The 23,440-nt window shown below is 58.9% G+C and carries 19 protein-coding genes; 8 read left to right on the forward strand and 11 right to left on the reverse strand.

What is annotated here, in order from left to right:
- Positions 1–378: 378 nt before the first annotated feature.
- The 4 genes from KFE13_RS05280 to KFE13_RS05295 all read right to left on the reverse strand — a co-directional run bounded on the left by KFE13_RS05280 (position 379) and on the right by KFE13_RS05295 (position 5,452).
- Positions 379–933 (reverse strand): DUF2127 domain-containing protein, encoded by a 555-nt coding sequence (locus KFE13_RS05280; protein ID WP_260706122.1) that lies wholly within the window; start codon positions 931–933, stop codon positions 379–381.
- 170 nt (positions 934–1,103) lie between these two features.
- Positions 1,104–3,002: a 1-deoxy-D-xylulose-5-phosphate synthase gene (dxs, locus tag KFE13_RS05285; RefSeq protein ID WP_260706123.1), complete on the reverse strand. Its 1,899-nt coding sequence runs from the start codon at positions 3,000–3,002 to the stop codon at positions 1,104–1,106.
- Between the two features lie 194 nt (positions 3,003–3,196).
- Positions 3,197–3,991 carry an NIPSNAP family protein gene (locus KFE13_RS05290; RefSeq protein WP_260706124.1) on the reverse strand — a complete coding sequence of 265 codons (795 nt, stop codon included), beginning with the start codon at positions 3,989–3,991 and terminating at the stop codon, positions 3,197–3,199.
- Positions 3,992–4,063: 72 nt separating this feature from the next.
- Positions 4,064–5,452 (reverse strand): dicarboxylate/amino acid:cation symporter, encoded by a 1,389-nt coding sequence (locus KFE13_RS05295; RefSeq protein WP_260706912.1) that lies wholly within the window; start codon positions 5,450–5,452, stop codon positions 4,064–4,066.
- A 237-nt stretch (positions 5,453–5,689) separates the two neighbouring features.
- On the opposite strand from KFE13_RS05295, the gene KFE13_RS05300 reads away from it, so the two are divergent.
- Together KFE13_RS05300 and KFE13_RS05305 are read left to right on the forward strand one after the other, a co-directional pair.
- Positions 5,690–6,277, forward strand: coding sequence for a YybH family protein (locus KFE13_RS05300; RefSeq protein WP_260706125.1), 588 nt, complete (start codon positions 5,690–5,692; stop codon positions 6,275–6,277).
- Between the two features lie 67 nt (positions 6,278–6,344).
- The gene (locus KFE13_RS05305; protein WP_260706126.1) at positions 6,345–8,744 is read left to right on the forward strand and encodes a PAS domain S-box protein; all 2,400 of its coding nucleotides are present in this window, start codon (positions 6,345–6,347) and stop codon (positions 8,742–8,744) included.
- Positions 8,745–9,157: 413 nt separating this feature from the next.
- On the opposite strand, the gene acs is transcribed toward KFE13_RS05305, so the two are convergent.
- Positions 9,158–11,131 carry an acetate--CoA ligase gene (gene acs / locus KFE13_RS05310; RefSeq protein ID WP_260706127.1) on the reverse strand — a complete coding sequence of 658 codons (1,974 nt, stop codon included), beginning with the start codon at positions 11,129–11,131 and terminating at the stop codon, positions 9,158–9,160.
- 107 nt (positions 11,132–11,238) lie between these two features.
- Positions 11,239–12,576: an amidohydrolase gene (locus tag KFE13_RS05315; RefSeq protein WP_260706128.1), complete on the reverse strand. Its 1,338-nt coding sequence runs from the start codon at positions 12,574–12,576 to the stop codon at positions 11,239–11,241.
- A 77-nt stretch (positions 12,577–12,653) separates the two neighbouring features.
- Between KFE13_RS05315 and KFE13_RS05320 the strand changes: the two genes are divergently transcribed.
- Positions 12,654–12,848, forward strand: coding sequence for a hypothetical protein (locus KFE13_RS05320; RefSeq protein WP_260706129.1), 195 nt, complete (start codon positions 12,654–12,656; stop codon positions 12,846–12,848).
- A gap of 1 nt (position 12,849) precedes the next feature.
- Here KFE13_RS05320 and KFE13_RS05325 read toward each other — a convergent pair whose 3' ends face one another.
- A complete protein-coding gene (locus tag KFE13_RS05325; protein WP_260706130.1) occupies positions 12,850–13,425 on the reverse strand; it encodes a DUF421 domain-containing protein in 576 nt (191 codons plus the stop codon).
- A gap of 47 nt (positions 13,426–13,472) precedes the next feature.
- The gene (gene galE / locus KFE13_RS05330) at positions 13,473–14,441 is read right to left on the reverse strand and encodes a UDP-glucose 4-epimerase GalE (protein WP_260706131.1); all 969 of its coding nucleotides are present in this window, start codon (positions 14,439–14,441) and stop codon (positions 13,473–13,475) included.
- A 362-nt stretch (positions 14,442–14,803) separates the two neighbouring features.
- Between galE and KFE13_RS05335 the strand changes: the two genes are divergently transcribed.
- From KFE13_RS05335 to KFE13_RS05345, 3 genes are all read left to right on the forward strand, one after another.
- A complete protein-coding gene (locus KFE13_RS05335) occupies positions 14,804–15,889 on the forward strand; it encodes an energy transducer TonB (protein ID WP_260706132.1) in 1,086 nt (361 codons plus the stop codon).
- A 107-nt stretch (positions 15,890–15,996) separates the two neighbouring features.
- A complete protein-coding gene (locus KFE13_RS05340; RefSeq protein ID WP_260706133.1) occupies positions 15,997–17,898 on the forward strand; it encodes a hypothetical protein in 1,902 nt (633 codons plus the stop codon).
- A 178-nt stretch (positions 17,899–18,076) separates the two neighbouring features.
- The gene (locus tag KFE13_RS05345; RefSeq protein WP_260706134.1) at positions 18,077–18,634 is read left to right on the forward strand and encodes a porin family protein; all 558 of its coding nucleotides are present in this window, start codon (positions 18,077–18,079) and stop codon (positions 18,632–18,634) included.
- 72 nt (positions 18,635–18,706) lie between these two features.
- Here the strand turns inward: KFE13_RS05345 and KFE13_RS05350 are convergent, their stop codons facing one another.
- From KFE13_RS05350 to KFE13_RS05360, 3 genes are all read right to left on the reverse strand, one after another.
- Positions 18,707–19,306, reverse strand: coding sequence for a porin family protein (locus KFE13_RS05350; protein ID WP_260706135.1), 600 nt, complete (start codon positions 19,304–19,306; stop codon positions 18,707–18,709).
- 181 nt (positions 19,307–19,487) lie between these two features.
- Positions 19,488–19,928: a hypothetical protein gene (locus tag KFE13_RS05355; RefSeq protein WP_260706136.1), complete on the reverse strand. Its 441-nt coding sequence runs from the start codon at positions 19,926–19,928 to the stop codon at positions 19,488–19,490.
- A gap of 99 nt (positions 19,929–20,027) precedes the next feature.
- Positions 20,028–20,951: a LysR family transcriptional regulator gene (locus KFE13_RS05360; RefSeq protein WP_260706137.1), complete on the reverse strand. Its 924-nt coding sequence runs from the start codon at positions 20,949–20,951 to the stop codon at positions 20,028–20,030.
- Between the two features lie 125 nt (positions 20,952–21,076).
- Here KFE13_RS05360 and KFE13_RS05365 point away from each other — a divergent pair, with 125 nt between their 5' ends.
- On the forward strand, positions 21,077–22,252 hold the full coding sequence (locus tag KFE13_RS05365) for a 2-isopropylmalate synthase (RefSeq protein ID WP_260706913.1): 1,176 nt from the start codon (positions 21,077–21,079) through the stop codon (positions 22,250–22,252).
- Positions 22,253–22,330: 78 nt separating this feature from the next.
- Positions 22,331–23,437 (forward strand): 3-isopropylmalate dehydrogenase, encoded by a 1,107-nt coding sequence (gene leuB / locus KFE13_RS05370; RefSeq protein WP_260706138.1) that lies wholly within the window; start codon positions 22,331–22,333, stop codon positions 23,435–23,437.
- Positions 23,438–23,440 lie beyond the last annotated feature (3 nt).

Here is a 23,440-nt window from a genome sequence, read left to right on the forward strand (position 1 = left end):
GTCATCTGAGGAGTAAACTTTCCCTAATCTTGCTTGGGATGGTCCTTTTCACTCCACTTTTGACCACTTCCATCCACATCCTTACCCAGCCAAAGCTCGCTGTAAAGCGGTAATTTGTGCTACTTAGGCGTTATTCCCACAATGGGTTGTGGATAACTCAGCGAGTAGGGGAAATCAAGAAGGTAACCACTATAGGTTGTGTTGTAAAAGTTGGTTCATGCCATGGGAGACACTTGTGCGGGTGGTTGCAATCTGGTAGGCGAAATAAAGGCGAAAACGAGATGCTTTGCTGGGCCGCATTTTGTAGCCAAGATACGGAATGCGAGTTCAGTGACTTCGCTGCGCCAGAAATGACACGTTTGTGAGTTGGTAGAGCACCTATCCAATAGGGGCTGCTGCTGACTGTTTTTCTACCCGCTTCTTGCGGAGCAGCCAGAGCAGATACCAGAGCACGGCGAGGTTGATCACCAGCAGGCTCAGGCGGAACCAGTTAGGATGGCGCGCTAATTCAAAGAGCTCCCATGGCAGGAACGACACGGTGAGGATCAGGGTCAGGTATTCAGCCCAGACCTTTTCCAGCATCAACCCAATGCCTTCGGTGAGCGCGAGAGCCGAATAAGCGAACGTTGCGAAGCCAATCTGCTTCAGCCGGTGTGCATCGATCAGATCGACCTTCTCCAGCAGCAGGTTGATGAACTTGCTCTCCTGGTCGAACTTCAGCGCGGCAGCGAGCTTCAACACCTCGTCGGCAAGATCCTTATGAAGCAGATGGATCGCACCAACGCCCAGGGCGAAGAAGAGCAATGCTTTGCCCAGCTTGAAGAGACCGATCAGCATTAGGCCACGGTCGTGATGATGCACCGCCCCCGCTGCACTTTCCTGCGCGATCGGCATCTCAATCCATCCGTGCTCTGTTGTGAATTCGCTCTGCATGCACTCTCAGTTGACGGACTCGCAGAGCAATTGTCAACGACCCAACCGCGTCACCCATATCACCCTTCACGCGCCATACTTTAACGATGCCATGCCATCCCTCTGCCGATGATGAAACGAAAAATGATTTCTATTTTCATTTCTCCACAGCACTAATTCGTCACAAAGATTCAGGAATGCCTCGCGAGGACCTGTTCCATCATGCGGCTGAGATAAGGCCGTGCCTTCTCAAGCGCCGCCTCGGCAGTCAGGCCATAGCGAATACGTAGCGCATCGGGTTTGCCGTGTTCGATAAAGGTGTCAGGCCAACCGATGCGCACGACGGGCGTGGTCTGCTCGAGATCACTCAGTGCCTCCATCACGGCCGAGCCAAAACCTCCGGCAAGAACGTGATCTTCAAGTGTGATGATGAGGCCGGCCCGTGAGGCGAAGTTGCTGACGCAGTCCTTGTCGATGGGCTTAGCGAAGCGCGGATTAATAACCGCGGCGGCAAAGCCTTCGTGCTCGAGCATCTCCTTCAGGCGCATTGCTTCGGGAAGCATCGCGCCGAGGCCGAAGATGGCGACGTCCGTGCGGCCGGGATCGCTGACGATCTCGGCTTTGCCGATTTCAAGAGCGACGGGCTGTGCTTTCGGTGTAACGCCGGGGCCGGTGCCGCGTGGATAGCGAATCGCGGACGGACCTTCATGCAGCATGGCGGTATACATCATGTCCTGCAATTCATCCTCGTCCTTGGGAACCATGTGGATGATGTTCGGAATGCAGCGCAGGTAGCTGATATCGAACAAGCCGTGATGTGTCGGGCCATCATCGCCGCTGAGACCGCCGCGGTCCATGCAGAAAACGACGGGTAAATTCTGAAGCGCGACGTCGTGCACGATCGGATCGAAAGCGCGCTGCAGGAAGGTCGAATAGATGGCGCAGAAAGGCTTGTATCCCTTGGTCGCCATGCCTGCCGCAAAGATGACCGCGTGCTCCTCGGCAATGCCGACGTCGAAGTAACGCTTCGGATGATGTGGCCGGAAGAGATCGAGCGCCGTGCCATTGGGCATGGCCGCCGTAATAGCGACGACTTTGTCGTTTTTATCGGCGAGCTTCGAGAGGCTTTCGGCGAAGATCTCGGAGTACGTCTTTTGACCTGCAGATTTCGTCTCACCAGACTCGGGATCGTACGGCCCTAACCCGTGGAACTTCTTCTGTTTCTCCATCGCAGGCTGGAAGCCTTTACCCTTCTGCGTGATGGCGTGCAGCACGACGGGCTTATTCTGCTGCTTGAGGAAGCGGAAGGTCTCGATCAGCAGAGGCAGATTGTGACCGTCGATGGGGCCGTAATAGCTGAGGCCAAACTCCTCGAAGAGCATGCCGGGGCCGATCAAGCCTTTTGCGGCCTCTTCAGCTTTGCGTGCAACGTGACGGACAGCTTTGCCTCCGAACCTTTCGATCAGGCCAGCAGCCTTATCGTGCAGATGGCTGAAGGTTGGGTTGGCAGTGAGCTTATGAAAATATTCGGCGATGGCACCGACATTCTTGTCGATCGACCAGTCGTTATCGTTCAGCACAACGATCATCCGGCGCGTCTGCACGGCGATATTGTTCAGCGCCTCGAAGGAGATTCCGTTGGTAAATGCAGCGTCGCCTGCCAGCGCAATAATGTTTTCGTTGCCGCCTGCAAGATCGCGGGCCACAGCCATACCCAGGGCTGCCGACAGTGCCGTGCCTGCATGTCCTGCGCCGTAGCTGTCGTGCTCACTCTCGGTGCGAAGCATAAAGCCATTCAGGCCATCGGGCTGCCGAATGGTATGAAAGCGATTCTCGCGTCCGGTTAGCAGCTTGTGGACGTAGGCCTGATGGCTGACGTCGAAGACAAAACTGTCAGTAGGCGTATCGAAGACGTAATGGAGCGCAATAGTCAGCTCCACGACGCCGAGATTCGGACCGATATGGCCGCCTGTCTTAGCGACTCCCGTAATCAGGCGTTCGCGAATCTCTTCGGCGAGCCTCTCCAACTCCACGGTAGAGAGTCGCTTCACATCATCTGGTGATTTAATTCTGCTTAAGATCCCGTTCATTCATAAACCTGCCTCGCAGAGTCTTCACCTCAGAATGATCTCCGCGCCAGCGTCAAAAGGCTCTCTCGGCCTTAGTCACGCCATCTCAAAGTATATCAACCGGTGCAGCAGACAATCAGGCGCGCAGGCGATCACACTGTCTGACTGCGAACGGACGTAGTCGTGAGCAGTGGACCGGAAACCTGAGTAGAACGTTAGATTTGCGAGTAAGGCAAAGGATTCAGAATCAGACTGTCGACATTGCTGACAATAGATTCGAAGCTATATCGCGGATCGGAGGACAGCTTTTTCCAATCGGGATCGGAACCAAAGCGCTGCCATCCTGCGCTCAACGCTTCCATGTCGGGAAAGGAAAGCATGTACGTCAGTTTGGGCAGGTTCGGCCCCACCAGCGCATCGCCATAGAAGACCTGTCCGCAGCCGGCCTTCTCAAAGAATTTGAACTCGCCATGATGGAACATCTCCACCTTGCGAACATGATCTGCAGGTGACGGACTCTCGTAAGTACGCAGCTGAAAGATGCGCTTCGCCTTGGGATCTTTAATGGCAGGAGCAACAAGCTTCGGCCAGCCTTCGAAGGCTTTCAGCAGTGTGCTCTCGATCCTTTCAAATGGAGGCTCCTTTGCCGGGGCGCTCCAGAACGGCTCGGCCTGCTTCAGGAAATCGTTGTCGGCTGCAAGCAGCAGGTCGACGTTCGTCACTGTCTCCAGATTGGTGCCAGGGATCAGCACATAGTACGTCGGTGTCTGCGGGCCGAATTCGACGCGAAAAACTCCGATGGGCGAGAGACCTAGCCGGTTGAGCGCAGGAATCAGCGCGGTGGAGAAAAATTGATCTGCCAGCTTAGGCTGGGGGCCGCTGCGCAGGAGATATTTGCGGAGCTGGTAGTATTCGCGCGCATTGGTCGCCGACGACTGCGCTTCAGCAGTTGCGGCAAAAGAAGCGGCTGAGGTCGCAAGCGCGGCCTTGAGAAAATTTCTACGCTGCACAGAGATCTCCTGATACGTCTCAGACTCTTGTTTCGCAGTTTAGCAAACCTTTCTCCAAGGTGCGGTAAACACTTACTCTGCCATGCCTTCGATCACCGTTTCGCTCACGGGTTCAGCACCAAACTCGCCCTCCCACTTAGCGACAACAACGCTAGCCAGGCAGTTCCCCACCACATTGACCGTGGTGCGTGCCATGTCGGCGAGCGCATCGACACCAAGCAGCACGAAAATCGGCTCCGAGGGCAACCCGAAGGTCGCGGCAGTCGCCAGCAGAATGACAAGCGTGGCGCGTGGAACGCCTGCCACTCCTTTGCTGGTCAGCATCAGGGTCGCCATCATCATCAACTGCTCGCCAATGGACATGTGCCGGCCGGCTGCCTGCGCGGCGAACATGCTGGCAGCAGCAAGATGCAGCGTCGAGCCATCGAGGTTGAAGCTATAGCCTGCCGGTATGACGAACGCAACGATGCGCCGTGGAACCCCAAGCGCCTCCATCGCCTCCATCGCCCGAGGCAGCGCTGCCTCGCTGGTCGCTGTAGCAAACGCAATCGTCGCCGGTTCCGCGACTGCCGCCAGAAACCTGCGCACAGGAACGCGGAAGAGCATCGCCACCGGAAGCATCACCAGCAGCCCGAACGCCACCAGCGCACCGTATATCGTCAGCAGCAGCTTGCCGAGATTCACCAGTACGCCAAGCCCCATGTGTCCGACGGTATAGGACATCGCCGCGCCGACCCCGATCGGAGCCACATACATCACCACGTTGGTGAAGTTGAACATCACCTCGCTCAGGCTCTCGCAGAGGTGAAGCACAGGGGCTCGCTTTTTTTCGCTGAGTCCGGCAAGAGCAATGCCAAAGATCACAGCGAAGACGGCCACCTGCAGAATCTGGCCGTCGGCAACCGACTTCGCGAGATTCTCCGGGAAGACGTGAACGAGGAAGTCCTGCCAGTGCGCCGGTGGTGGAACCTGCGGAACATCCGCTGCCGAAACATGGGCAGGCATGGTGAGGCCGACTCCCGCCTTGCTGATGTTGATCGCGACCAGACCGACGACTAGTGCCAGCGTCGTCAGGACCTCGAAGTAGATGAGGCTCTTGATGCCCATCCGCCCGACGCTTTTGAGATCGCCGTGCCCGGCAATGCCTGTGATCAGCGTGGCCAGAATCAGCGGCGCCACAATCGTCTTGATAAGACGAAGGAAAATATCGCTGAGGAAACGCAGCGAGACAGCGAAGTGAGGCGCGTCGAAGCCGAGCTCCGCTCCGGCAATCATGGCGACAAAGATCCAGGGGGTCAGCGTGCGGCGACGTGCGGCGAAGAAAGCAAGGAGCGCCACAGCGGTCCAGCGCAGCACAACCGCAGCGTGGGGAGCGCGGCTGTGCACGGCCAGGATAATGCCGCTTGCGAACAATGCTATTGCTGCACCGATCAGGGTGCGTTCTGTATGTTGGTTCGTCACTTCGCGCAAGCATATCAGCTACAGAAACAGGAAAGCTTGGGGTAAAGCCCACGGGCAAAGTGATCCTCTACCCCGGTTTACTGTATAAAGAGCTTTACCTGCTAGAGAAGGGTTACCTTCCGCACCGGGGACCAGACTCCGTCTAAACGATCAGAGGGCACGTCTGTCTCCCGGGAAGTAAAACAACGATCCGACCAGACTCCCCCTGTTGTTCGGAAGCATTCGCCGAGGTCTGTCATGCCTGGAACCGAGAACGTCAAGAAGATCCGATCTATCTGCGCCTTAGCTTTCGTGATGAATCTCGCAGGCACAGTCGTCTGCCAGATGCCATCCAGCTCTGCTGCTCCTACGCTCAGCCCTCTGGGGCAGAAGCCATCCATCATCAGCCCGTTGGCGCAGCCCACCTTGTCACCTGGTGTGATTCTGCTGATGGAGCTTGAAGGGCGGTTCGCACAGGCCGTCGCCGCAGGTGGAGGCAAAGCCTTCTCTGACTGGTTTGCCGACGATGGTGTCACTTTGAATAACGGTCAACTTCCCGTTTTGGGAAGAGCAGCCATTGCAGCCAAGGCACAGTGGGACCCCAAAGAGTACCAGTTGACCTGGGTTCCTGAAGGCGCGCAGATGGGGCCATCCAACGATATGGGTTTCACGTGGGGGCATTACGAAGGCCGCTCAAAAGACAAGAGCGGACAGCCGATTGTGATCTCAGGCAGATACATGACGGTGTGGAAAAAGATGCCCGATGGAAACTGGAAAGTGGCCCTTGACGCAAGCGCGAACGAGCCTGCTGCAGCAGGCGAATGCTGTGTCGTTCCAAAACCTTAGTGGATGCGGCTACACCTAAAGTAGCAGTGCGAGCCCACCTTCAACTCTCCTACCATTTTGAGGGAAGATGAACGCACTTTTAGTCAAAGACGAAGCGCTCCGGAACCAGGCCCTCGAGCAGTATGAGGTGGTCAATCCGGCGATCGATCCTGTGCTTGACGAGATCGTGCGTCTTGCTGCGCAGCTGTGTAGTGTTCCGGTCGCAGTTGTGTGTCTGGTGACGCCCGACCGGCTCTTCCTGAAGGCGCGTTTCGGCGTCGAAGCCGGAGAGGTTGCGTTGGGCAGTCTTCCCTGCGAGACGACCATTCAGGGGGACTCCGTGTATGAGATTCCGGATGCGCGAGCGAATCCCAACTATGGCCCCGACGGCATCCTGCTCGAGCGGCGCACGTATCGCTTTTATGCTGGAGCGCCGTTGACGACTCCGGCAGGTATTAACATTGGGACCCTTGCTGTACTCGATCACATGCCTCGCAGGTTGACCGAGGCGCAGATGGATGCGCTTGGCATTCTGAGCCGCCAGGTGATTGCACGGCTCGAGCTGAACGGTCGCATGCGGCAGATGGACCGCGCGGCGCGGTCACAGCAGAGGATTGAATCGGCGCTGACAGTGGAGCGCAACTTCGTCTCCGCCGTGCTCGACACGGTCGGCGCGCTGGTTGCTGTCTTCGATACGGCTGGACGCATCGTCCGTTTCAACCGTGCGTGTGAAGTGGCTTCCGGCTACGACTTCGCCACGCTGGTAGGCCGCTACACGTGGGACCGCCTGATTCCGCGGCATGAGATTCCTGAAGCGATCGAGACCTTTGAGCGGCTGCGCAACGGCCCGTTCCCTGCTGCGTTTGAGAACCAGTGGCTGAACCGCGATGGCAGCATGCGGCGCATTGCGTGGTCGGCCACGGCGCTGAAAGATGCGCAGGATCAGGTGGCTTTCATCATCGCTACCGGAATCGACGTTACGACACAGCGCGTCGCGGAAGCAACACTTCGCGAGAGTGAAGCGCGTTACAGGCAGCTGGTCGAAGGCTCGCTCGGCATGGTCTACACGCACGACATGAAGGGTCGTCTACAGTCGATCAACGTGCATGGCGCTGCGACGATTGGAAGGACCGTCGAACAGATGATCGGCGCCCCGCTTTCGCGGTTTGTAACAGCGGACCGTCGCAGCGGCATCGAAGATTATCTGAAGACCATCGCCGATACAGGCGAAGCGCAGGGCATGCTCTATCTCGAGCATACGGACGGCGAGACGCGCGTGGTTGCGTACCGCAACAAGCTGATCGAATCGCCGGGCCGCGCGCCATATGTGCTGGGCTTCGGCGTCGATATCACGGAGCAGGTGCGCGCTGAAGGCAGGTTGCGCACGCTGACGCGGCAGTCGGACTCGATCCTGGAGTCGGTCGGCGACGGCATCTACTGCATCGACCTGGAAGGGCAGGCGACGGTGGTAAACGCAGCGGCAGCGCAGATGCTGGGCTATCGCGAAGAGGAGTTGCTGGGCCGCGTGCTACACGGCCTGATCCATCACACGAAGGCGGATGGAACTCCGTATCCCGCCGAAGAGTCGCCGATTCGCAAGAGTCTTTCGAACTTCCATACAGCGCGCGTCACCGACGAGGTGTTCTGGCGCAAGGACGGTACAAGCTTTCCGGTGGAGTACATTGCACGTCCGCTGATTGATACGAACACGGGTGAGCCCGGTGAGGGGGCTCGCGCCATAGGGGTGGTTGTGGCATTTACCGATACAACAGAGCGCAGAGCGCTCGACAAGATGAAGGACGAGTTCATCTCGACGGTCTCGCATGAGCTGAGAACGCCATTGACCTCGTTGCGTGGGGCCCTTGGACTACTTTCAGGTGGGGCCCTGGAAGCACGTCCGGAGAAGTCGCGTCAGATGCTGGAGATTGCGATCAACAACACGGACCGGCTGGTCAGGCTGGTGAACGACATTCTGGATCTGGAGCGCATCTCGAGCGGTAAGAGCGAGCTGCACTCGACGATGGTGAGCGCGGAAGATCTGCTGCGCAAGGCAGTCAGCACGCAGCAGGCGCGTACGCCGAAGCCGAATACACGGATCTTCTACGCGGCCAACGGCGTGAGCGTGTGGGCCGATCCGGATCGCATCCTGCAGGCGCTGGATAACCTGCTGTCGAATGCGATCAAGTTTTCGCCTCCGGGCGGCGAGGTCCATTTGTCGGCGCGCAACCTGGACGATCAGGAGGCGCTGTTCGAGGTGAGCGACAACGGCCAAGGCATCGCCGCGGACAAGCTCGAACACATCTTCGAGCGGTTCCACCAGGGCGATGCATCGGACACGCGCACGCTGGGCGGAACAGGGCTTGGGCTGGCTATCTGCCGGAGCATCATCAATCAGCACGGCGGACGCATCTGGGCGACGAGCACTCCGGGTAAAGGGACGACGTTCCACTTCACGTTGCCGACGCGGCCCAAGACAAACCTGCTGTAGCCATCCTCGAGCCACATCGGACGCGATGCGGTCTGCGTCCGATGTGCGGGGCACCCGGCAACATGCTCCCCCTCCCCCCTGTCATGGGGACGCAACTTGCTCTTTTTCAATAGTTTGCTAGTTTTGCACAGGGCAAAATATTGAAAGCAGATGGGTTAACCCCCAAAATATAGATTCCAAAAGAGTTATCCCCAGCACGTGAGGCTGGGGATTTTTTATGGCTGATTTAAGTGTAGCGAAACGGGGGAAACTAATCGGCAGTTTTCGTGCGGTTTATTTGCTTTGAAATGAGCGAGTTGCAAATTCAGGGGCTTGACAGGTTTTTGATTCGGCCTGGCCATCCCTCCCTGCAAAAGCGAAGGGATGGCACCCTCGAGGCGCCATCCCCTTTTGTGCTGCGTTTTATGCGCGACCTACTCCTCGTTTTCGCGGAGCTTGGCGATGACGGAGAAGTCTTCGAGGGTGGTGGTATCTCCCTTAACCTCGCCGGTCGTGGCCAACTCGCGGAGGAGGCGACGCATGATCTTACCGGAACGTGTCTTGGGAAGGGTTTCGGTGAAACGGACGTCGTCGGGACGAGCGAGCGCCCCGATCTCCTTGGCGACCCACTGACGAATCTCCTGACGAAGCTCTTCGGTGGCGGCGTGTCCCTGTTCGAGGGTGACGAAGGCGCAGATGGCCTGTCCCTTGAGATCGTCGGGGCGTCCTACAACGGCGGCCTCGGCGACCTTGGGATGCGCGACGAGGGCGGACTCGACCTCCATCGTGCCGAGACGATGACCGCTGACGTTGAGCACATCGTCGACGCGGCCCATAAGCCAGAAGTAGCCATCGCTGTCGCGGCGCGCGCCGTCGCCGGTGAAGTAGCTGCCGGGAATCTCGCTGAAATAAGCAGCCTGGTAACGCTCGGGATTGCCGTAGACGGTGCGTGCGAGCGAGGGCCAGGGTGTGCGGAAGACGAGCAGGCCACCCTGTCCGTCGGGAACAGGCTCGCCTTCTTTTGTAACTACTTCAGGCACAATTCCGAAGAAGGGGCGCGTGGCCGATCCGGGCTTGGTGGCGACGGCACCGGGGATAGGTGCGATCATGATGGCCCCGGTCTCGGTCTGCCAGAAGGTATCGACGATGGGGCAGCGCTCGTGGCCGACCTCGCGATGGAACCACATCCAGGCCTCGGGGTTGATGGGTTCGCCGACGGTACCGAGGAGGCGAAGCGAGGCAAGCGAATACTTGCGGACCCAGTCGACACCCCACTTGGTGAAGGCGCGAATCGCTGTCGGTGCGGTGTAGAAGATGGAGACCTTGTGCGCGTCGATGATCTTCCAGAAGCGATCACACTCGGGCCAGTTGGGTGCACCTTCGTACATCATCACCGTAGCGCCGTTCTGCAGCGGGCCGTAGACGACGTAGCTATGGCCGGTGACCCAGCCGATGTCGGCGGTGCACCAGTAAACGTCGTTCTCCTGCAAGTCGAAGATGTACTTCGAGGTGAGGTAGGTCTGAACGGCGTAGCCACCGGTGGTGTGGAGCAGGCCCTTGGGCTTGCCGGTGGTGCCGGAGGTGTAGAGGAGGTAGAGCGGATCCTCGGAGTCCATCCACTCGGGCTCGCACTCTTTTTCAGCGGCGAGCATGGACTCGTCCCACCAGACGTCGCGGCCTTCGGTCATCGGAACAGCGGTTCCGCTGCGGCGGTAGACGACGACGTTTTTAACGGAGGGACACTGCTTAAGAGCTTCGTCTACGGTCTTTTTAAGCGGAATTTCGGAGCCGCGGCGATAGGCGGTGTCCTGCGTGATGACGGCGACGCAGGAGGAGTCGTTGACGCGGTCGACGATCGCGTGCGAGGCGAAGCCGCCGAAGATGACGGAGTGCACGGCTCCGATGCGGGCGCAGGCGAGCAACGCGATGGCGAGCTCGGGGCACATGCCCATGTAGATGGCGACGCGGTCGCCCTTTTTGATGCCGAGGTTCTTCAGTACATTCGCAAAGCGCTGGACTTGGGCGTGCAGGTCGGCATAGGTGAGTTTGCGGACCTCGCCGGGCTCACCTTCCCAGAGCAAGGCGACTTTGTCGCGGCGCGCGCCGGTGGCGTGACGGTCGACGCAGTTATGCGCGAGGTTAAGCTTGCCACCAACAAACCACTGGGCACCGAGAGCGGAGCCATCGGGGCCGGGCTGAAGAACTTTGGTCCACGGGGTGAACCAGTCGAGCTCGCGGGCGGCTTCGGCCCAGAACTCTTCGGGTTTCTCGACGCTGTGGCGGTACATCCGCTCGTACTGCTCGAGGCTCGAAATATGCGCCCTGGACCGGAACTCCTGCGAAGGCTCAAAGAGCCGGTTTTCACGCAGGTTCGAATCCAGATTTGTTCCTTCTGCAATGACGGTCACTAACTACTCCCTCAGTTTTCGGTTCACCCAAAAAGGTACGCTAACGATTGCACGACCGGCAACCGAAGCGTAGGACAAATGACGCAGGGGGTGGGGTTCCATCCAGCTTACTGGAGCAAATCGAGGGCAGCGTCGGTCATGGCGGTAATACCCGTCTTGAGAGCAGGCTCGGGCAGCGGAGCGAAGTGTGCGGAGTGGAGTGCGGGCATCGGCGTGCTGGACTTCTGGTGCTCTGCGAACTGCTGCGGATCGTCGGCACCGAGCCAGAAGATGACATAGGGGACTTTGCCGTCGTCGCCGAAGTAGCCAAAGTCTTCGCTCCCCATGATGGGTTTGACCTGGATGACGTGGTCGGCACCGAGCTTTTGCGCGAAGAGTTTTTCGAGCCGGGCGGAGAGCGCGGGGTCGTTGATGGTGGCGGGGGCGAACTCGTTGTCGAGGACGGTGACGATGGGCATGCGGTCGTCGGGGACTCCGGCGGCGATGGCGACGCCGCGAGCGGTGCGGCGGACCCCTTCGATGATGGTCTGGCGAACGGGCTCGGAGTAGGAGCGGGTAGTGAGCTCGAGCTTGACTTCGTCGGGGATGATGTTGCGCTTGGTGCCTCCGTGGATTTGTCCGACGGTGACGACGGCGGGCTGCTGCGGAGGCACGGAGCGGCTGACGACGGTCTGAAGCTGGGTGATGAATTCGCCGGCCATGACGATGGGGTCTTTGCCCTGCTCGGGCGCGGAGCCGTGGCTGCCGATGCCGCGCATGATGACGTCGATGGAGGTGGAGCTTGCGAGCGCGGGGCCGGGCACGACGGCGACGAGTCCTGCGGGGAAGGGCGAGTCGTGCAGGGCGATGGCCATGTCGGGCTTGCCGAAGCGCTGGTAAAGGTGGTCGGACATCATGGCGCGGGCTCCGTCGATGGTTTCTTCACTGGGCTGGCCGATGAGCGTGAGGGTACCGTGCCACTGGCTCTTGAGTGCAGCCATGGCGCGGGCGACGCCGATGAGCGTGGTGATGTGGATGTCGTGTCCGCAGGCGTGCATGACGCCGACGTCCTGTCCGGCGGGATTTTTGGAGCGGACTTTGCTGGCGTAGGGTAGGCCAGTGTCCTCGGTGACGGGGAGCGCATCCATGTCGGCGCGGATGAGGAGCGTGGGGCCGGAGCCGTTTTTGAGGATGCCGACGACTCCGTAGGCCTGCGAGCCGTCTGCGTAATGGCCGACGTGTTCGGTGACGGTGTAGCCGGCTTTGCGAAGCTCGGCGGCGAGGAAGGCAGAGGTCTTCTCTTCGTGATGGGAGAGCTCCGGGGCGGCATGGAGGTCTTTGTACGTTGCGACCAGGCCGGAGAGCTCACGATCGACGAACGACGGGACAGTCTGCGTCATCGCGGTTTGGGGCATCGCGGACACAGAGAGCACACATCCGCCCAGAAGAGCTGCACAACGCTTCATGCGATTCACCTCGTATGCCACATGATGTCACAGGGCGAGCGAGGACTCACCGGCGAGCCGATACAATCAAGGCCATCATGGCTTCTACGTCTCTGTTCTGGTCGGTCGGCATTGGGTTCTTTCTGGGCTTTGCCTTCGGAGTGGGATGCGCGCTGGCGGTGATGTACTCGATCTACATGGGTGGCTATCGCGCGGCGGTGAAGGATGCACAGATGGCGGAGCGTCCGGAACGGTATCGCGAGGCACTGGAGAAGCTGAGCGGGAAGCAGTGAGCTATCCGCGAGCGGCAAGAAGCTGCTTCAGGTCGCGGACCTCCTGGGTGAGCGCATCGATCTGGTTGAGGATTTCGCTGCGCTGGCGGCCTTCGAGCAAGGGGTCGATCTGTTCGACGTAGAAGTTGCCGCTGGGCTCGAGGACACAGCGCTCGACCTGGGAATAATCGCGCAGGCCCTGGCGGTGGAGAACGGTCTTCAACTCAAGTTCGGTCAGTGCTTCGCGCTTGAGCGCTTCCCAATCGACCTTGCCGTGGCGGATGAGGACGGTTTCTTTGCCTTCGAGCGTGCGGTTGAGTTTGGGCATGCGGAAGAGAGCCCGGCTGAGGAGCCAGTTGATGGTGAGCAGCGAGAAGACGCCGACGATGCCTCCGGTGATCGTGTTGTCGTCGCCGATGATGGCGTTCTGCACGGTGTTCGAGAGACAGAGGAGAACGACGAGATCGAAGGGGTTCAGCTGGGCCAGCTCGCGCTTGCCGAAGAGGCGCAGGAAGCCGACCAGGCAGAGGTAGACGAGGATGGGCCGCAGGATCTTTTCCAGCAGCGGAAGGTGAAGGTGAAACATGCTCTCGATCAAGACGGGAGACTCCTTTCCGTGTGTGATGCCTGCGGCCCGCAATTGTGTCAGGCGTAGCGAATCTGGTGCCACTGCCAGGCGCTGGCGATGATGGAGTCCAGCTCTGAGAACTTTGGTTTCCATCCCAGCTCGGACTTGATCTTTTCGGAGCTGGCGACGAGGATCGCGGGATCGCCGGGCCGGGGCTCGTGCTCTTCGACGGCGATGGGTTTGCCGGTGACGCGGCTGACCGAGTCGATAACCTCGCGCACGGTGAATCCCTGTCCATTGCCGATGTTGTAGATCAGGCGGCTTTGCTTCTCGAGGGCGGCGAGAGCGAGGAAATGAGCGTCGGCGAGGTCCTGGACGTGGATGTAATCGCGGACGCAGGTGCCGTCTTTCGTGGGGTAATCCTTGCCGAAGACCTTGATGCTGGCGCGGCGTCCCATGGCGACATCGAGGATGAGCGGGATAAGGTGGGACTCCGGCTCGTGGGCTTCGCCGTAGCCTTCGATGGCCCCGGCGACGTTGAAGTAGCGCAGGCTGGCATAGCGGAAGCCGTGGATGCGGTTACTCCAGGTGAGCATCTGTTCGACCAGCAGCTTGCTTTCTCCATAGGCATTGGTGGGCAGGAGTCGGGCGTCTTCGGTGATAGGGGTCGAGAGGGGTTCGCCATAGCAGGCGGCGGTGGAGCTGAAGACGAGGCGGTTGTGGCCGGTGGCGAGCATGGCCTCGATCAGGGTAAGGGTCGCCATGGCGTTGTTGCGGAAGTAGAGCTCGGGGACCTTCATACTCTCCCCTGCCTCGATGAGGGCGGCGAAGTGCATGACGCCATCAAAACGACCCTCGCGGAGGGTGGCCTCGATGAGGCTGCGGTCGGACAGATCGCCCTCGACCAGCCGGGCTCCCGGGGCGACGGCCTCGGGGCGGCTGTGGCAAAAATTATCGAATACTGTGACTTTATGGCCCGAGGCCAGAAGAAGGCGGGAAACGGTACCCCCGATATAACCTGCTCCGCCAGTCACTAAGATGTTCATTTCATGCTCCTTTCACCTACCTATGGATACCACGAAAGTACCAGTGTCAACGGAATGCAATTACGGCACTATACTTGCAGTAGTGGATTGGCAGAGGCTCGGCGTTGGACCGGGATTGGTCTCCCAATTGCACGGCCCTGCTGCAACCTTTGGCGCAACACCTTTCGTCTGTCTTGGATGATGCCTCACGCGATGGTCGAAGCAACCTTCGTGGATCGAAGTAACAAAATTCGAGTGGGGCCAGGCCCCTCACTGAAAAACGCTCTGGTTAGTTTTAAACGCAGTAAGCCGGTCGGGAGAAATTCTGAGACTGGCCAAAACTCCCCGCCTCTCACGAGAAGAGGCAGCGACTAAGGATTTTTATGGCTAAGCCGCTACGCTCCGATGATTTGAATCCACAGAACATGCAGTTTGCCCACTTTGGCGTTCTCAACGATGGGAACCAGAGCAAGGGATCGCTTGTCACCTCGGTTACGGTGAACATCATCATCGCAATTGTGGTTTGCATTCTGGGCGCAGCAGCGAAGAAGACCATGGACAACCGTCACAAGTTGACGGAGATCAGCATTGCTCCTCTTCCCAAAGAGATTGAGCCGATCAAGCCGAAGATTATTCCCAAGCCGCTGCCGCCTGTTCCGCAGGTCAAGGTGGAGCCGCCGAAGATCAAGATGCCGGACGTCAAGGTTCCGGAGCCGCCGAAGCTGCCTGAGGTGAAGATGACCCAGCCAGCCCCGGTAATTCTGCCTGCTCCTCCGAAGCAGGTGATTGCGCCCGCCGCTCCCAAGGTGGTATCGCTGGCGCACCCCATGGCGGCCTCCGTACCCAATAACTCGCCTCATCCGTCAGCCGTTGCCCTTGGACAGGCGAATAACCCGATTGCTCCATCGAATCGCCCGGCGACTTCGGCTGTGAACCTGGGTCAGCGTGGTCTGGCTGGGATGCCCGCTTCGAATACCGGTGGGGGACCGCAGGCTACGGCAGTCAACCTGGGATCCGGTTCAGCAGGCAGCCAGAGCATGACTGGCAATGGAGCCCGTGCGGTACAGGGAGTGAAGCTTGGCGTTACTGGCGGAACGGGGCCGATGAATGCTCCCGGGCGCATTGCCGGACCTGTGAACCTGGGTCAGGCGGTTCAACCAACGATGCCGAAGCCGGTTGCTCCGGTTGCGACGGCATCGAAGCCACCGAAGGTGCTGTTCAAGCCTCGCCCGGAGTACACGGCTGAAGCGATCAAGATGCACATCGAGGGCACCGTCTCGGTCAGGCTGAAGGTTTCTGCGACCGGAGCCGTGCATGTACTTGGCGTGACAAGTGATCTGGGCCATGGCCTAGGCGAATCAGCCATTCGCGCGGTGCAGGCGACGCGTTTCTCTCCTGCGACCGATGCTCAGGGCAATCCCGTTGACTGGGAAGGTGTTGTGAATGTTGCCTTCCAACTTGCCGGGTAAGGTTACCGGAGGAGTTTTTCGCGTTGTAACTCAATTTGTTGAACAATAGGATTGTGACCAACCTCAAAGGGTGACCCTAAAACGTCATCGCAGGAGCATTAAACAAAATGAATTTCCGGAACCTCCCCGCCGCCGGTCTCACACTGGCATTCCTCGCAACCAGCTTTTCGGCGCCTGCTGCGCACGGCCTTCCGTTGCTGGGGAAGAAAAAGACGGATAAGGATGTACTCCCCTCCAGAAAGCTGACAGCAGGCCAGAATCAGTTGATCGACAAGGCCATTGTCCGCGAAAAAGAGGTTATTAAGGTCGTCAAGGAACGTGCTCCCCTGGTTGAGACCTACATCCAAAACATGCGTCCGGATGACAAGCTGGGCCAGGTTCCAGAGTCGGACCAGCACTTTCTGAGCCGCGTCGAGTTCAGCAAGATTATCGGCAGCGAAAACTATCAGGTCAACAAAGCGACCTCGCAGGGAACGGCCAACAACGGCAAGCTGGGATTTTTCAAGAATTCACTGTCTGCGATTACCGGCATCGGCTCGAGCCTGCACCTGAACTTCAATGAAGCCGGCTTTGTACAGATGATCCTGATGGATTCGAATGACTTCGACCGTCAGCACTATGCGTTCGGCTACGTCCGAAATGAGTTTCTGGGAACGACACAGACGGCCGTCTTTGATGTGACGCCGAGCAACGGCAAGCGCGCTACCGGCCGCTTCTTTGGCCGTATCTGGGTGGAGACGCGCAATGGCAACGTGGTCCGCTTCAACGGCAACTTTGCCGGAACCGAGCGCGATTCGCGTGAGTACTACCACTTCGACAGCTGGCGTACGAATGTTCAGCCCGACCTATGGCTGCCGACCTCCTTCTACGTGGAAGAGAGCGACCCGAAGAGCGTAACCCGTACGCTGAAGTTCAAGGCGATCAACCACATCTGGGGCTATGTGCTGAAGGTTCCGCAGCAGCAGGCGGAGAACACGTCGCTGGACGTTGTTGGCGCAACAGACGTCAGCAGCGAAGCGCAGGACGTCAGCCCGCTGGGAGCGCAGCGCGCATGGGTACAGCAGGCTGAAGATAACGTCGTCGAGCGCCTGTTCCAGGCAGGACTGCTGGATGCTCCGAGCGAATTCGACAAGACGCTGGAGGCGCTGGCTGGAAACATCCTCGCCTACAACAACATCACCCTCTCACGGCCGATCCGCTGCCGTACGCTGCTGACGGAGCCGCTGGAGTCGCTGGCGGTCGGTAACACGATCATCATCTCGAAGAGCCTGATCGACACCACCGGCATCATCAGCCAGGACGGCGCCCAGCAGATGGGTAACCTGAATGCGATTCTTGCCTTCCAGATCGCGCACATCATTCTTGGCCATCGTCTGGATACGAAGTACGCCTTCAACGACCGGCTTCTCTTCCCCACAACTTCGGTCTTCAACCGTATCCCGATGCATCACACGGATGCAGACAATACCGCGGCGGCTAAGAAAGCAGTCGAACTGCTGAGCGCCAAGGAGCTCGAGGGCGGACAGCAGTACTTCGGACTCTACCTGCAGCAGTTGCAGCAGCGTGTGAAGTCGCTGAAGTCGCTGAACGAGCCGATGATCGGCGATGCGCTGGTGAAGAGCGATCAGGACCAGACGTTCTGGCTTGCAGCCCTGATGGGCAAAGCTCCGAAGCTGGATATGGCCGACCTGAAGCAGCAGGCAGCTATGCCGCTGGCAAGCTTCCTGCGCCGCGATCCGTGGACCGATCAGGTCATCACGCTGCACAGCGCTTATGAGCCTCTGCTGTCGCCTGCCGACAAGATGCCGTTTGAGGTCGAGCCGATCTACATCAAGCTGGGCTACTACAAGCCACCGGTCGATGCAGCTCCGGCAGCAGCAGCTCCTGCGGCAACGGACGCTGCTCCAGCAGCAGCGGCAGCTCCGGCAACAGCTCAGCCGGCTGACAATACAGCGGCTCCGGCCCCGGCGGCACCTGGTGCAGCACCTGCCAACCCGCCGCAGAACTAGCAGCACTGGCATCCTGTGGGACTGGTCTAAAACGGCTAGTCCCACAAGACTATTTTGTGGAGGCTGACCTGAAATTTTCCTACGTACGTAGGATCGGCTTTCGAATTTTCTGGTAGTTGTTGTACGAATTTCAAGATTTGCGGCTGCTGAGATTTGAGGCCGTTTTGAGGTGGATGCAGTGCTTAAGAAAGTCGTGATCGCAATCAGTCTGCTGGGAGCACCAGCTATCACGTTCGCCCAGGCCGTTCCGACGGCCTCCCGTGCTGGCGACCTGCAGATTGGCGGCGGAATCTCAAATGCCAATACCGATTATGTGCCGAACCGCGTGAACGGCGGAACGGTTTATGTGGACTTCGATTTCTATCGCCATTTTGGCGTCGAGGGTGAGTTCCGCTTCCTCAAGGACGGCAAAACAAATATCTACGAAAAGACCTACGAGGTAGGTGGACGGTACTCGCGGGTTTATCACAACCGGTTTGTCCCTTACGGCAAGGTGATGTATGGACGCGGCGTCTTCAACTTCGCCAATAATGGCCAGACGTATGCCAATCTGGCATACAACATGTTTGCAGGCGGCATCGGCCTGGACTATCGCGTGCTAACGCGGGTCAATGTACGCGCTGAGTACGAGTATCAGAAATGGATGAGCTTTCCGCCGAATGGCCTGAGCCCTTCCGTGATCACGATCGGAGCAGCGTATCACTTCCCTGCCGGAAAGCTCTCGATTGCACACTGAGCTCAAACAAAGGACATAGGAAAAGCCCCGGGATCCCGGGGCTTTCTCTTTTGCACCACTGCATCGCTGTATTTAGAAGTGGTAGGCAATGCCGACTGCGGGCATAGAGACGACTTCCCAGCGATTGGTCTTGAAGTTGGTCAGGCCGAAGTCCGGTGTCTTCACGAAGAATCCGCGGTACTGTACGCGAACGTCCCAGCTTGGGCTGAGTTCATAGGCGACACCAGCGCCAAACAGAGCTCCGATGTTGGTGTTCTGCTTGGTGTCGAGGTTGGTGGTCGCGTAATCCCGGATCGGAGTAAAGATCAGGCCGCCGACGCCGACTTCGGCAAAGGGGTTAAAGTTCCTGTAGCTGCGGAAGTTATACACATAGGCACCCGTGATCTCCTGCTGGCGGGTATGAATCCGCACATTGGGAAGGAAGCTGGTGCTGTAGCGGGTCGAATACTGCGCAAAGGAGTAGTTCAGCTCCAGCGCACTGCGCGGCGTGAGCATGTAACGATAGCTGCCCAGAAAGCCGATGGTGCTCGATGCGTTCGCCTGTACTGCATTGCCATTTACCTGAGGCGCAAAAGTTCCAATCACGCTTACGCTGGCGTCCTGCCGGCTCTCCTGCGCATACCCAGCGGAAGCCAGCAGCATCAGCGCACCCAACAACATCGTTTTCTTCATTCTTCGCTTGATCCCTTCAAAATCATCCAGACCGGCCCCGGGGTAAACCCGCAAAGTGCTGAGCCATCTTTTGCCGTGCCTTCATTGTAACCGCACAGAACATGCCCGGTGGGCGTTGGACGAAGAAAGACCGGCAGAGGTAAGCTCTGCCGGTCCTGTCTTTTGGAGATCGGTGACGAATTTACTGCGGAGGAGGAGGCGGATTTCCGCCCTGGCCGCGCTCTTTCATTCTGTCTTTCATCTCGGCGAGCATGGCGTCGTACTTCGTCTTCTGATCGTCGGTGAGGATGCCGCGGATCTTGTCCTGCGATGCTTTGCGGATATCCATCATCTTGGATCGCTTGTCGTCCTGCGACAACGAGGTATCGTTGCGAACCGCCATCATCTGCTTGCCGGTGTCTTCGTCGATTGCTTTGACCTGCGTCTGCTGATCGGCGGTGAGATTCAATCGCTTGGTCAGCATTTCAAGCTGCCCTCTGCCGCCTCCTCGTGGGCCCATCTGGCCTGGGGGAGGACCGGCAGGAGCAGCATCCTGCGCAACCATCGGAACGGCGCAGAGTGCACCACAACAGAGTGCCATCAAGGCCATTCGCCTGGCGTGCGTACGTAACGTCATCATCATGTTTTACCTCGCATTCGGGCCTGTGGAGTTTGGCCACGAGATTCTGCACGTACAGACGAGAATGTTTTCGGAGATGTCTATAGACATCGGAAAAATATTTCAGGCGCCCCGCTCGGTTTGAAAACTGTAGGGGTCGCCCTGGGCGGCGGCGTAGGACTCAACCACCTTGAGGAAGGCCAGGGCTGCATGCGAGAGGTTGGCCTGCCGACGATAGACGAGGCGTAACTTACGCTCCGTCTGCAGCTCCGGTACCTCGACACGTACGAGTGAGCCGCTCCTGAGCTCGGGTTCGACGGTGAGCCGGGGGACGAGGGCGACGCCGTTGCCCATCTCGACGAATCGCTTGATGGCCTCAAGGGAAGGAAGCTCAACCCCCATATTCAAAGGAGTTTTATGGCGGTTGAAGGTCTGGATGACTTTCTGCCGCTGCGGTGAGGGAATGTTGTGGGCGATGAAGTTCTGCGAGCCAAGCTGGCGGATGGAGACCTTCTCGGCCGTCGCCAGGGGGTGGCGCGGATTGACGACAAAGGCGAGCTCGTCGCGGTAGACGACGACGGATTTCAACTGGCTGTCGTCGGGACGGAAGGAGAGGACACCAAACTCGACCGAGTGCATCAGCACCTCGTCGGAGATGCGGCTGGCGAGGGTTCGCTGGACGGCCAGCTTAATCAAAGGGTTGCGGCGGCGGAACTCATCGAGCAGAGGCAGCAGGTAGAGGCAGGTGTACTCGTTTGCCGCAAGGTTCAGGCGACCCCGATGCAGGGATCTAAGGTCGCTGAGAGCGGAGGCGGCTTCTCCACGCAGATTCAGCAACTTAGCAGCGTATTCGCGCAGGACTTCGCCTGCGTCGGTGAGGGTGCCGTCGCGTGAGGAGCGGTCGAAGAGCACCTCGCCGAGTTCGCTTTCGAGCTTGGCGATTGCCTGACTGACGGCAGGCTGAGTACGATGGAGCCGTGAGGCGGCCCGTGAGAAACTCCGCTCCTCTGCTACGGCCAGAAATGTCTCCATCTGGACCAGATCCACTTGTGCACCTCGCTTTGGGCCGCCGGTTAGACAGCGCGAATAGAACGATTAGAAGTTTTGATATACGCGCAAACCATCATAAGCCTGCGTTATGATAACTCCTGAGATCGAGAGTGACTACCGTTATGCGTGATCCCAACCAGATTGTCTTCTTCGACACGACCCTGCGCGATGGTGAGCAGTCGCCTGGCTGTACCATGCACCTGGACGAAAAACTGCGCATGGCACACCAGCTTCGCGACCTGGGTGTGGATATTCTCGAGGCCGGTTTTGCCATTGCCTCCGAGGGCGACTTCCATGCCGTGCAGACGATCGCACGCGAGGTGAAGGGAACGCGTATCGCTTCGCTGGCCCGCTGTAAGCGCGAGGACATTGACGCTGCCGGACGCGCGATTCAGCCCGCCGCCTCAAACCGCATCCATGTGTTTCTTGCGTCCTCGGACCTGCATCTGGAGTACAAGCTGCGCATCACGCGTGAGCAGGCGCTGGACCAGGCGGCAGAGTCGGTTCAGCAGGCTCTGACTTATACCGACGATGTCGAGTTTTCGACCGAAGACGGCACACGCACCGATCCTGACTTTCTGGTGAAGATGATTACTGTCGCCGTGCAGGCGGGTGCAAAGACGATCAATATTCCTGATACGGTTGGCTACACGACTCCGGCAGAGTACGAAGCGCTGTTTCGTATGGTGCGTGAGCGCGTTCCGGGTTCGGAGAATGTCACCTACTCGACGCACTGCCACGACGATCTTGGCATGGCGGTCGCAAATACGCTGGCCGGTATTCAAGGTGGAGCGCGCCAGGTGGAGTGCACGATCAACGGCATTGGCGAGCGAGCAGGCAATGCGGCTCTCGAAGAGATTGCTGCAGCACTGATGGTTCGCCGTGACAAGTTTCCTTATAAAAACAATATTGTGATGGAGAAGCTCTTCCCCACCAGCCAGATGCTGGCCGAGTGCATCAGCTTTGGCGCGGCCCCGAACAAGGCCGTGGTGGGCGCGAATGCTTTCGCGCATGAGTCGGGTATTCATCAGCATGGAATGCTGGCCAATCCGCTGACGTACGAGATCATGACGCCAGCCTCTGTCGGTGCGGGCCATACAAATCTGGTGCTCGGCAAGCACTCTGGCCGTCGTGCGCTGGCTGATCGCCTTGAAAAACTTGGACACACGCTGACGCGCGAGCAGCTGGATGAGGTGTATCACCGCTTCACAGAACTGGCTGACCGCAAAAAGTCCATCTACGACCAGGACATTCTTGGGCTGCTGAAGCCGGAGAAAAATCCTGTGGTCGTCGCATAACGCAGAGACGGCTCGCAAGAGTCACACAGGCAGCAGGGCTTTGAAGCCCTCCCAACCCTCATTGAAGGAAGAAACGGAATGCGCCTCAAGATTGCAGTTCTCGCCGGCGACGGCATCGGCCCCGAAGTCACTCGTGAAGCTACCAATATTCTGCGCGCGGTTGCGGAGCTTGGCGGACACGACTTTACCTTCGTCGATGGCCTGATTGGCGGCGTTGCGATTACGGCGACGGGCTCTCCTCTTCCGACGGCGACGCTCGATGCGGCGCTGGACTCCGATGCGGTGCTGCTGGGCGCGGTGGGCGACAACAAGTTCAATGCGCTGACTCCGGACAAGCGCCCCGAGGCTGGGCTATTGCAGATTCGTCAGGCGCTGGGCGGCTTTGCCAACCTGCGTCCTTCCGTTGCTTATGCAGCGCTGGCGGCGAGCTCGCCGCTGCGGCCTGAGGTTACGAAGGACGCCGACATTCTGTTTGTGCGTGAGCTGCTGGGTGGTCTGTACTTCGGCGCTCCCCGCTGGTGGAACAAGGAGACGAACGAAGCGATCAATACGATGCGTTACACGCGCGATGAGGTGGTTCGCGTTGCGCGTGTCGCTTTTGAGCTGGCCAGCAAGCGTCGCAAGAAGGTCACCTCAGTCGATAAGGCAAATGTTCTTGAGGTCTCGCAGCTTTGGCGCGCTGTCGTCACGGAAGTGGCGAAGGATTATCCGGAGGTCACGCTCGAGCATCAGCTGGTCGATTCGATGGCGATGCACATCATGAATATTCCGCGGAACTTCGACGTCGTGCTGACGGAGAACCTCTTCGGCGACATCCTTTCGGACGAGGCCGGTGTGATCACGGGATCGCTGGGCATGCTGCCTTCGGCGACGATTGGCGGCGCAGTGAATCTTTATGAGCCGGTCCATGGCTCGGCGCCTGATATTGCAGGCACGGGCAAGGCGAATCCTCTGGGAGCGATTCTGACAGCAGCGATGGTGCTGCGTCACTCGGCCGGGCTGGAGCAGGATGCGCGGGCGGTAGAACAGGCCGTGCTGAAAGTACTCGACGCAGGCTACCGTACCGCCGATATCGCACGCGGAGGCGAGAAGACACAGCTTGTTTCGACGCAGGAGATGGGCAAGCACGTGCATCAGGCGCTGGCCGAATCGATCGATCGGCGTCAGGCGATGCACGCGGTATAGAAC

This window comes from Edaphobacter flagellatus, assembly GCF_025264665.1.
GTDB classification, from domain to species: domain Bacteria; phylum Acidobacteriota; class Terriglobia; order Terriglobales; family Acidobacteriaceae; genus Edaphobacter; species Edaphobacter flagellatus.

What these genes read in the sequence shown, in the direction of transcription:
- KFE13_RS05280 (WP_260706122.1), bottom strand. Translation starts at nt 933, where the DNA reads ATGCAGAGCGAATTCACAACAGAGCACGGATGGATTGAGATGCCGATC.
- dxs (WP_260706123.1), bottom strand. Translation starts at nt 3,002, where the DNA reads ATGAACGGGATCTTAAGCAGAATTAAATCACCAGATGATGTGAAGCGA.
- KFE13_RS05300 (WP_260706125.1), top strand. Translation starts at nt 5,690, where the DNA reads ATGCCTGGAACCGAGAACGTCAAGAAGATCCGATCTATCTGCGCCTTA.
- KFE13_RS05305 (WP_260706126.1), top strand. Translation starts at nt 6,345, where the DNA reads ATGAACGCACTTTTAGTCAAAGACGAAGCGCTCCGGAACCAGGCCCTC.
- KFE13_RS05315 (WP_260706128.1), bottom strand. Translation starts at nt 12,576, where the DNA reads ATGAAGCGTTGTGCAGCTCTTCTGGGCGGATGTGTGCTCTCTGTGTCC.
- KFE13_RS05320 (WP_260706129.1), top strand. Translation starts at nt 12,654, where the DNA reads ATGGCTTCTACGTCTCTGTTCTGGTCGGTCGGCATTGGGTTCTTTCTG.
- galE (WP_260706131.1), bottom strand. Translation starts at nt 14,441, where the DNA reads ATGAACATCTTAGTGACTGGCGGAGCAGGTTATATCGGGGGTACCGTT.
- KFE13_RS05335 (WP_260706132.1), top strand. Translation starts at nt 14,804, where the DNA reads ATGGCTAAGCCGCTACGCTCCGATGATTTGAATCCACAGAACATGCAG.
- KFE13_RS05340 (WP_260706133.1), top strand. Translation starts at nt 15,997, where the DNA reads ATGAATTTCCGGAACCTCCCCGCCGCCGGTCTCACACTGGCATTCCTC.
- KFE13_RS05350 (WP_260706135.1), bottom strand. Translation starts at nt 19,306, where the DNA reads ATGAAGAAAACGATGTTGTTGGGTGCGCTGATGCTGCTGGCTTCCGCT.
- KFE13_RS05355 (WP_260706136.1), bottom strand. Translation starts at nt 19,928, where the DNA reads ATGATGATGACGTTACGTACGCACGCCAGGCGAATGGCCTTGATGGCA.
- KFE13_RS05365 (WP_260706913.1), top strand. Translation starts at nt 21,077, where the DNA reads ATGCGTGATCCCAACCAGATTGTCTTCTTCGACACGACCCTGCGCGAT.
- leuB (WP_260706138.1), top strand. Translation starts at nt 22,331, where the DNA reads ATGCGCCTCAAGATTGCAGTTCTCGCCGGCGACGGCATCGGCCCCGAA.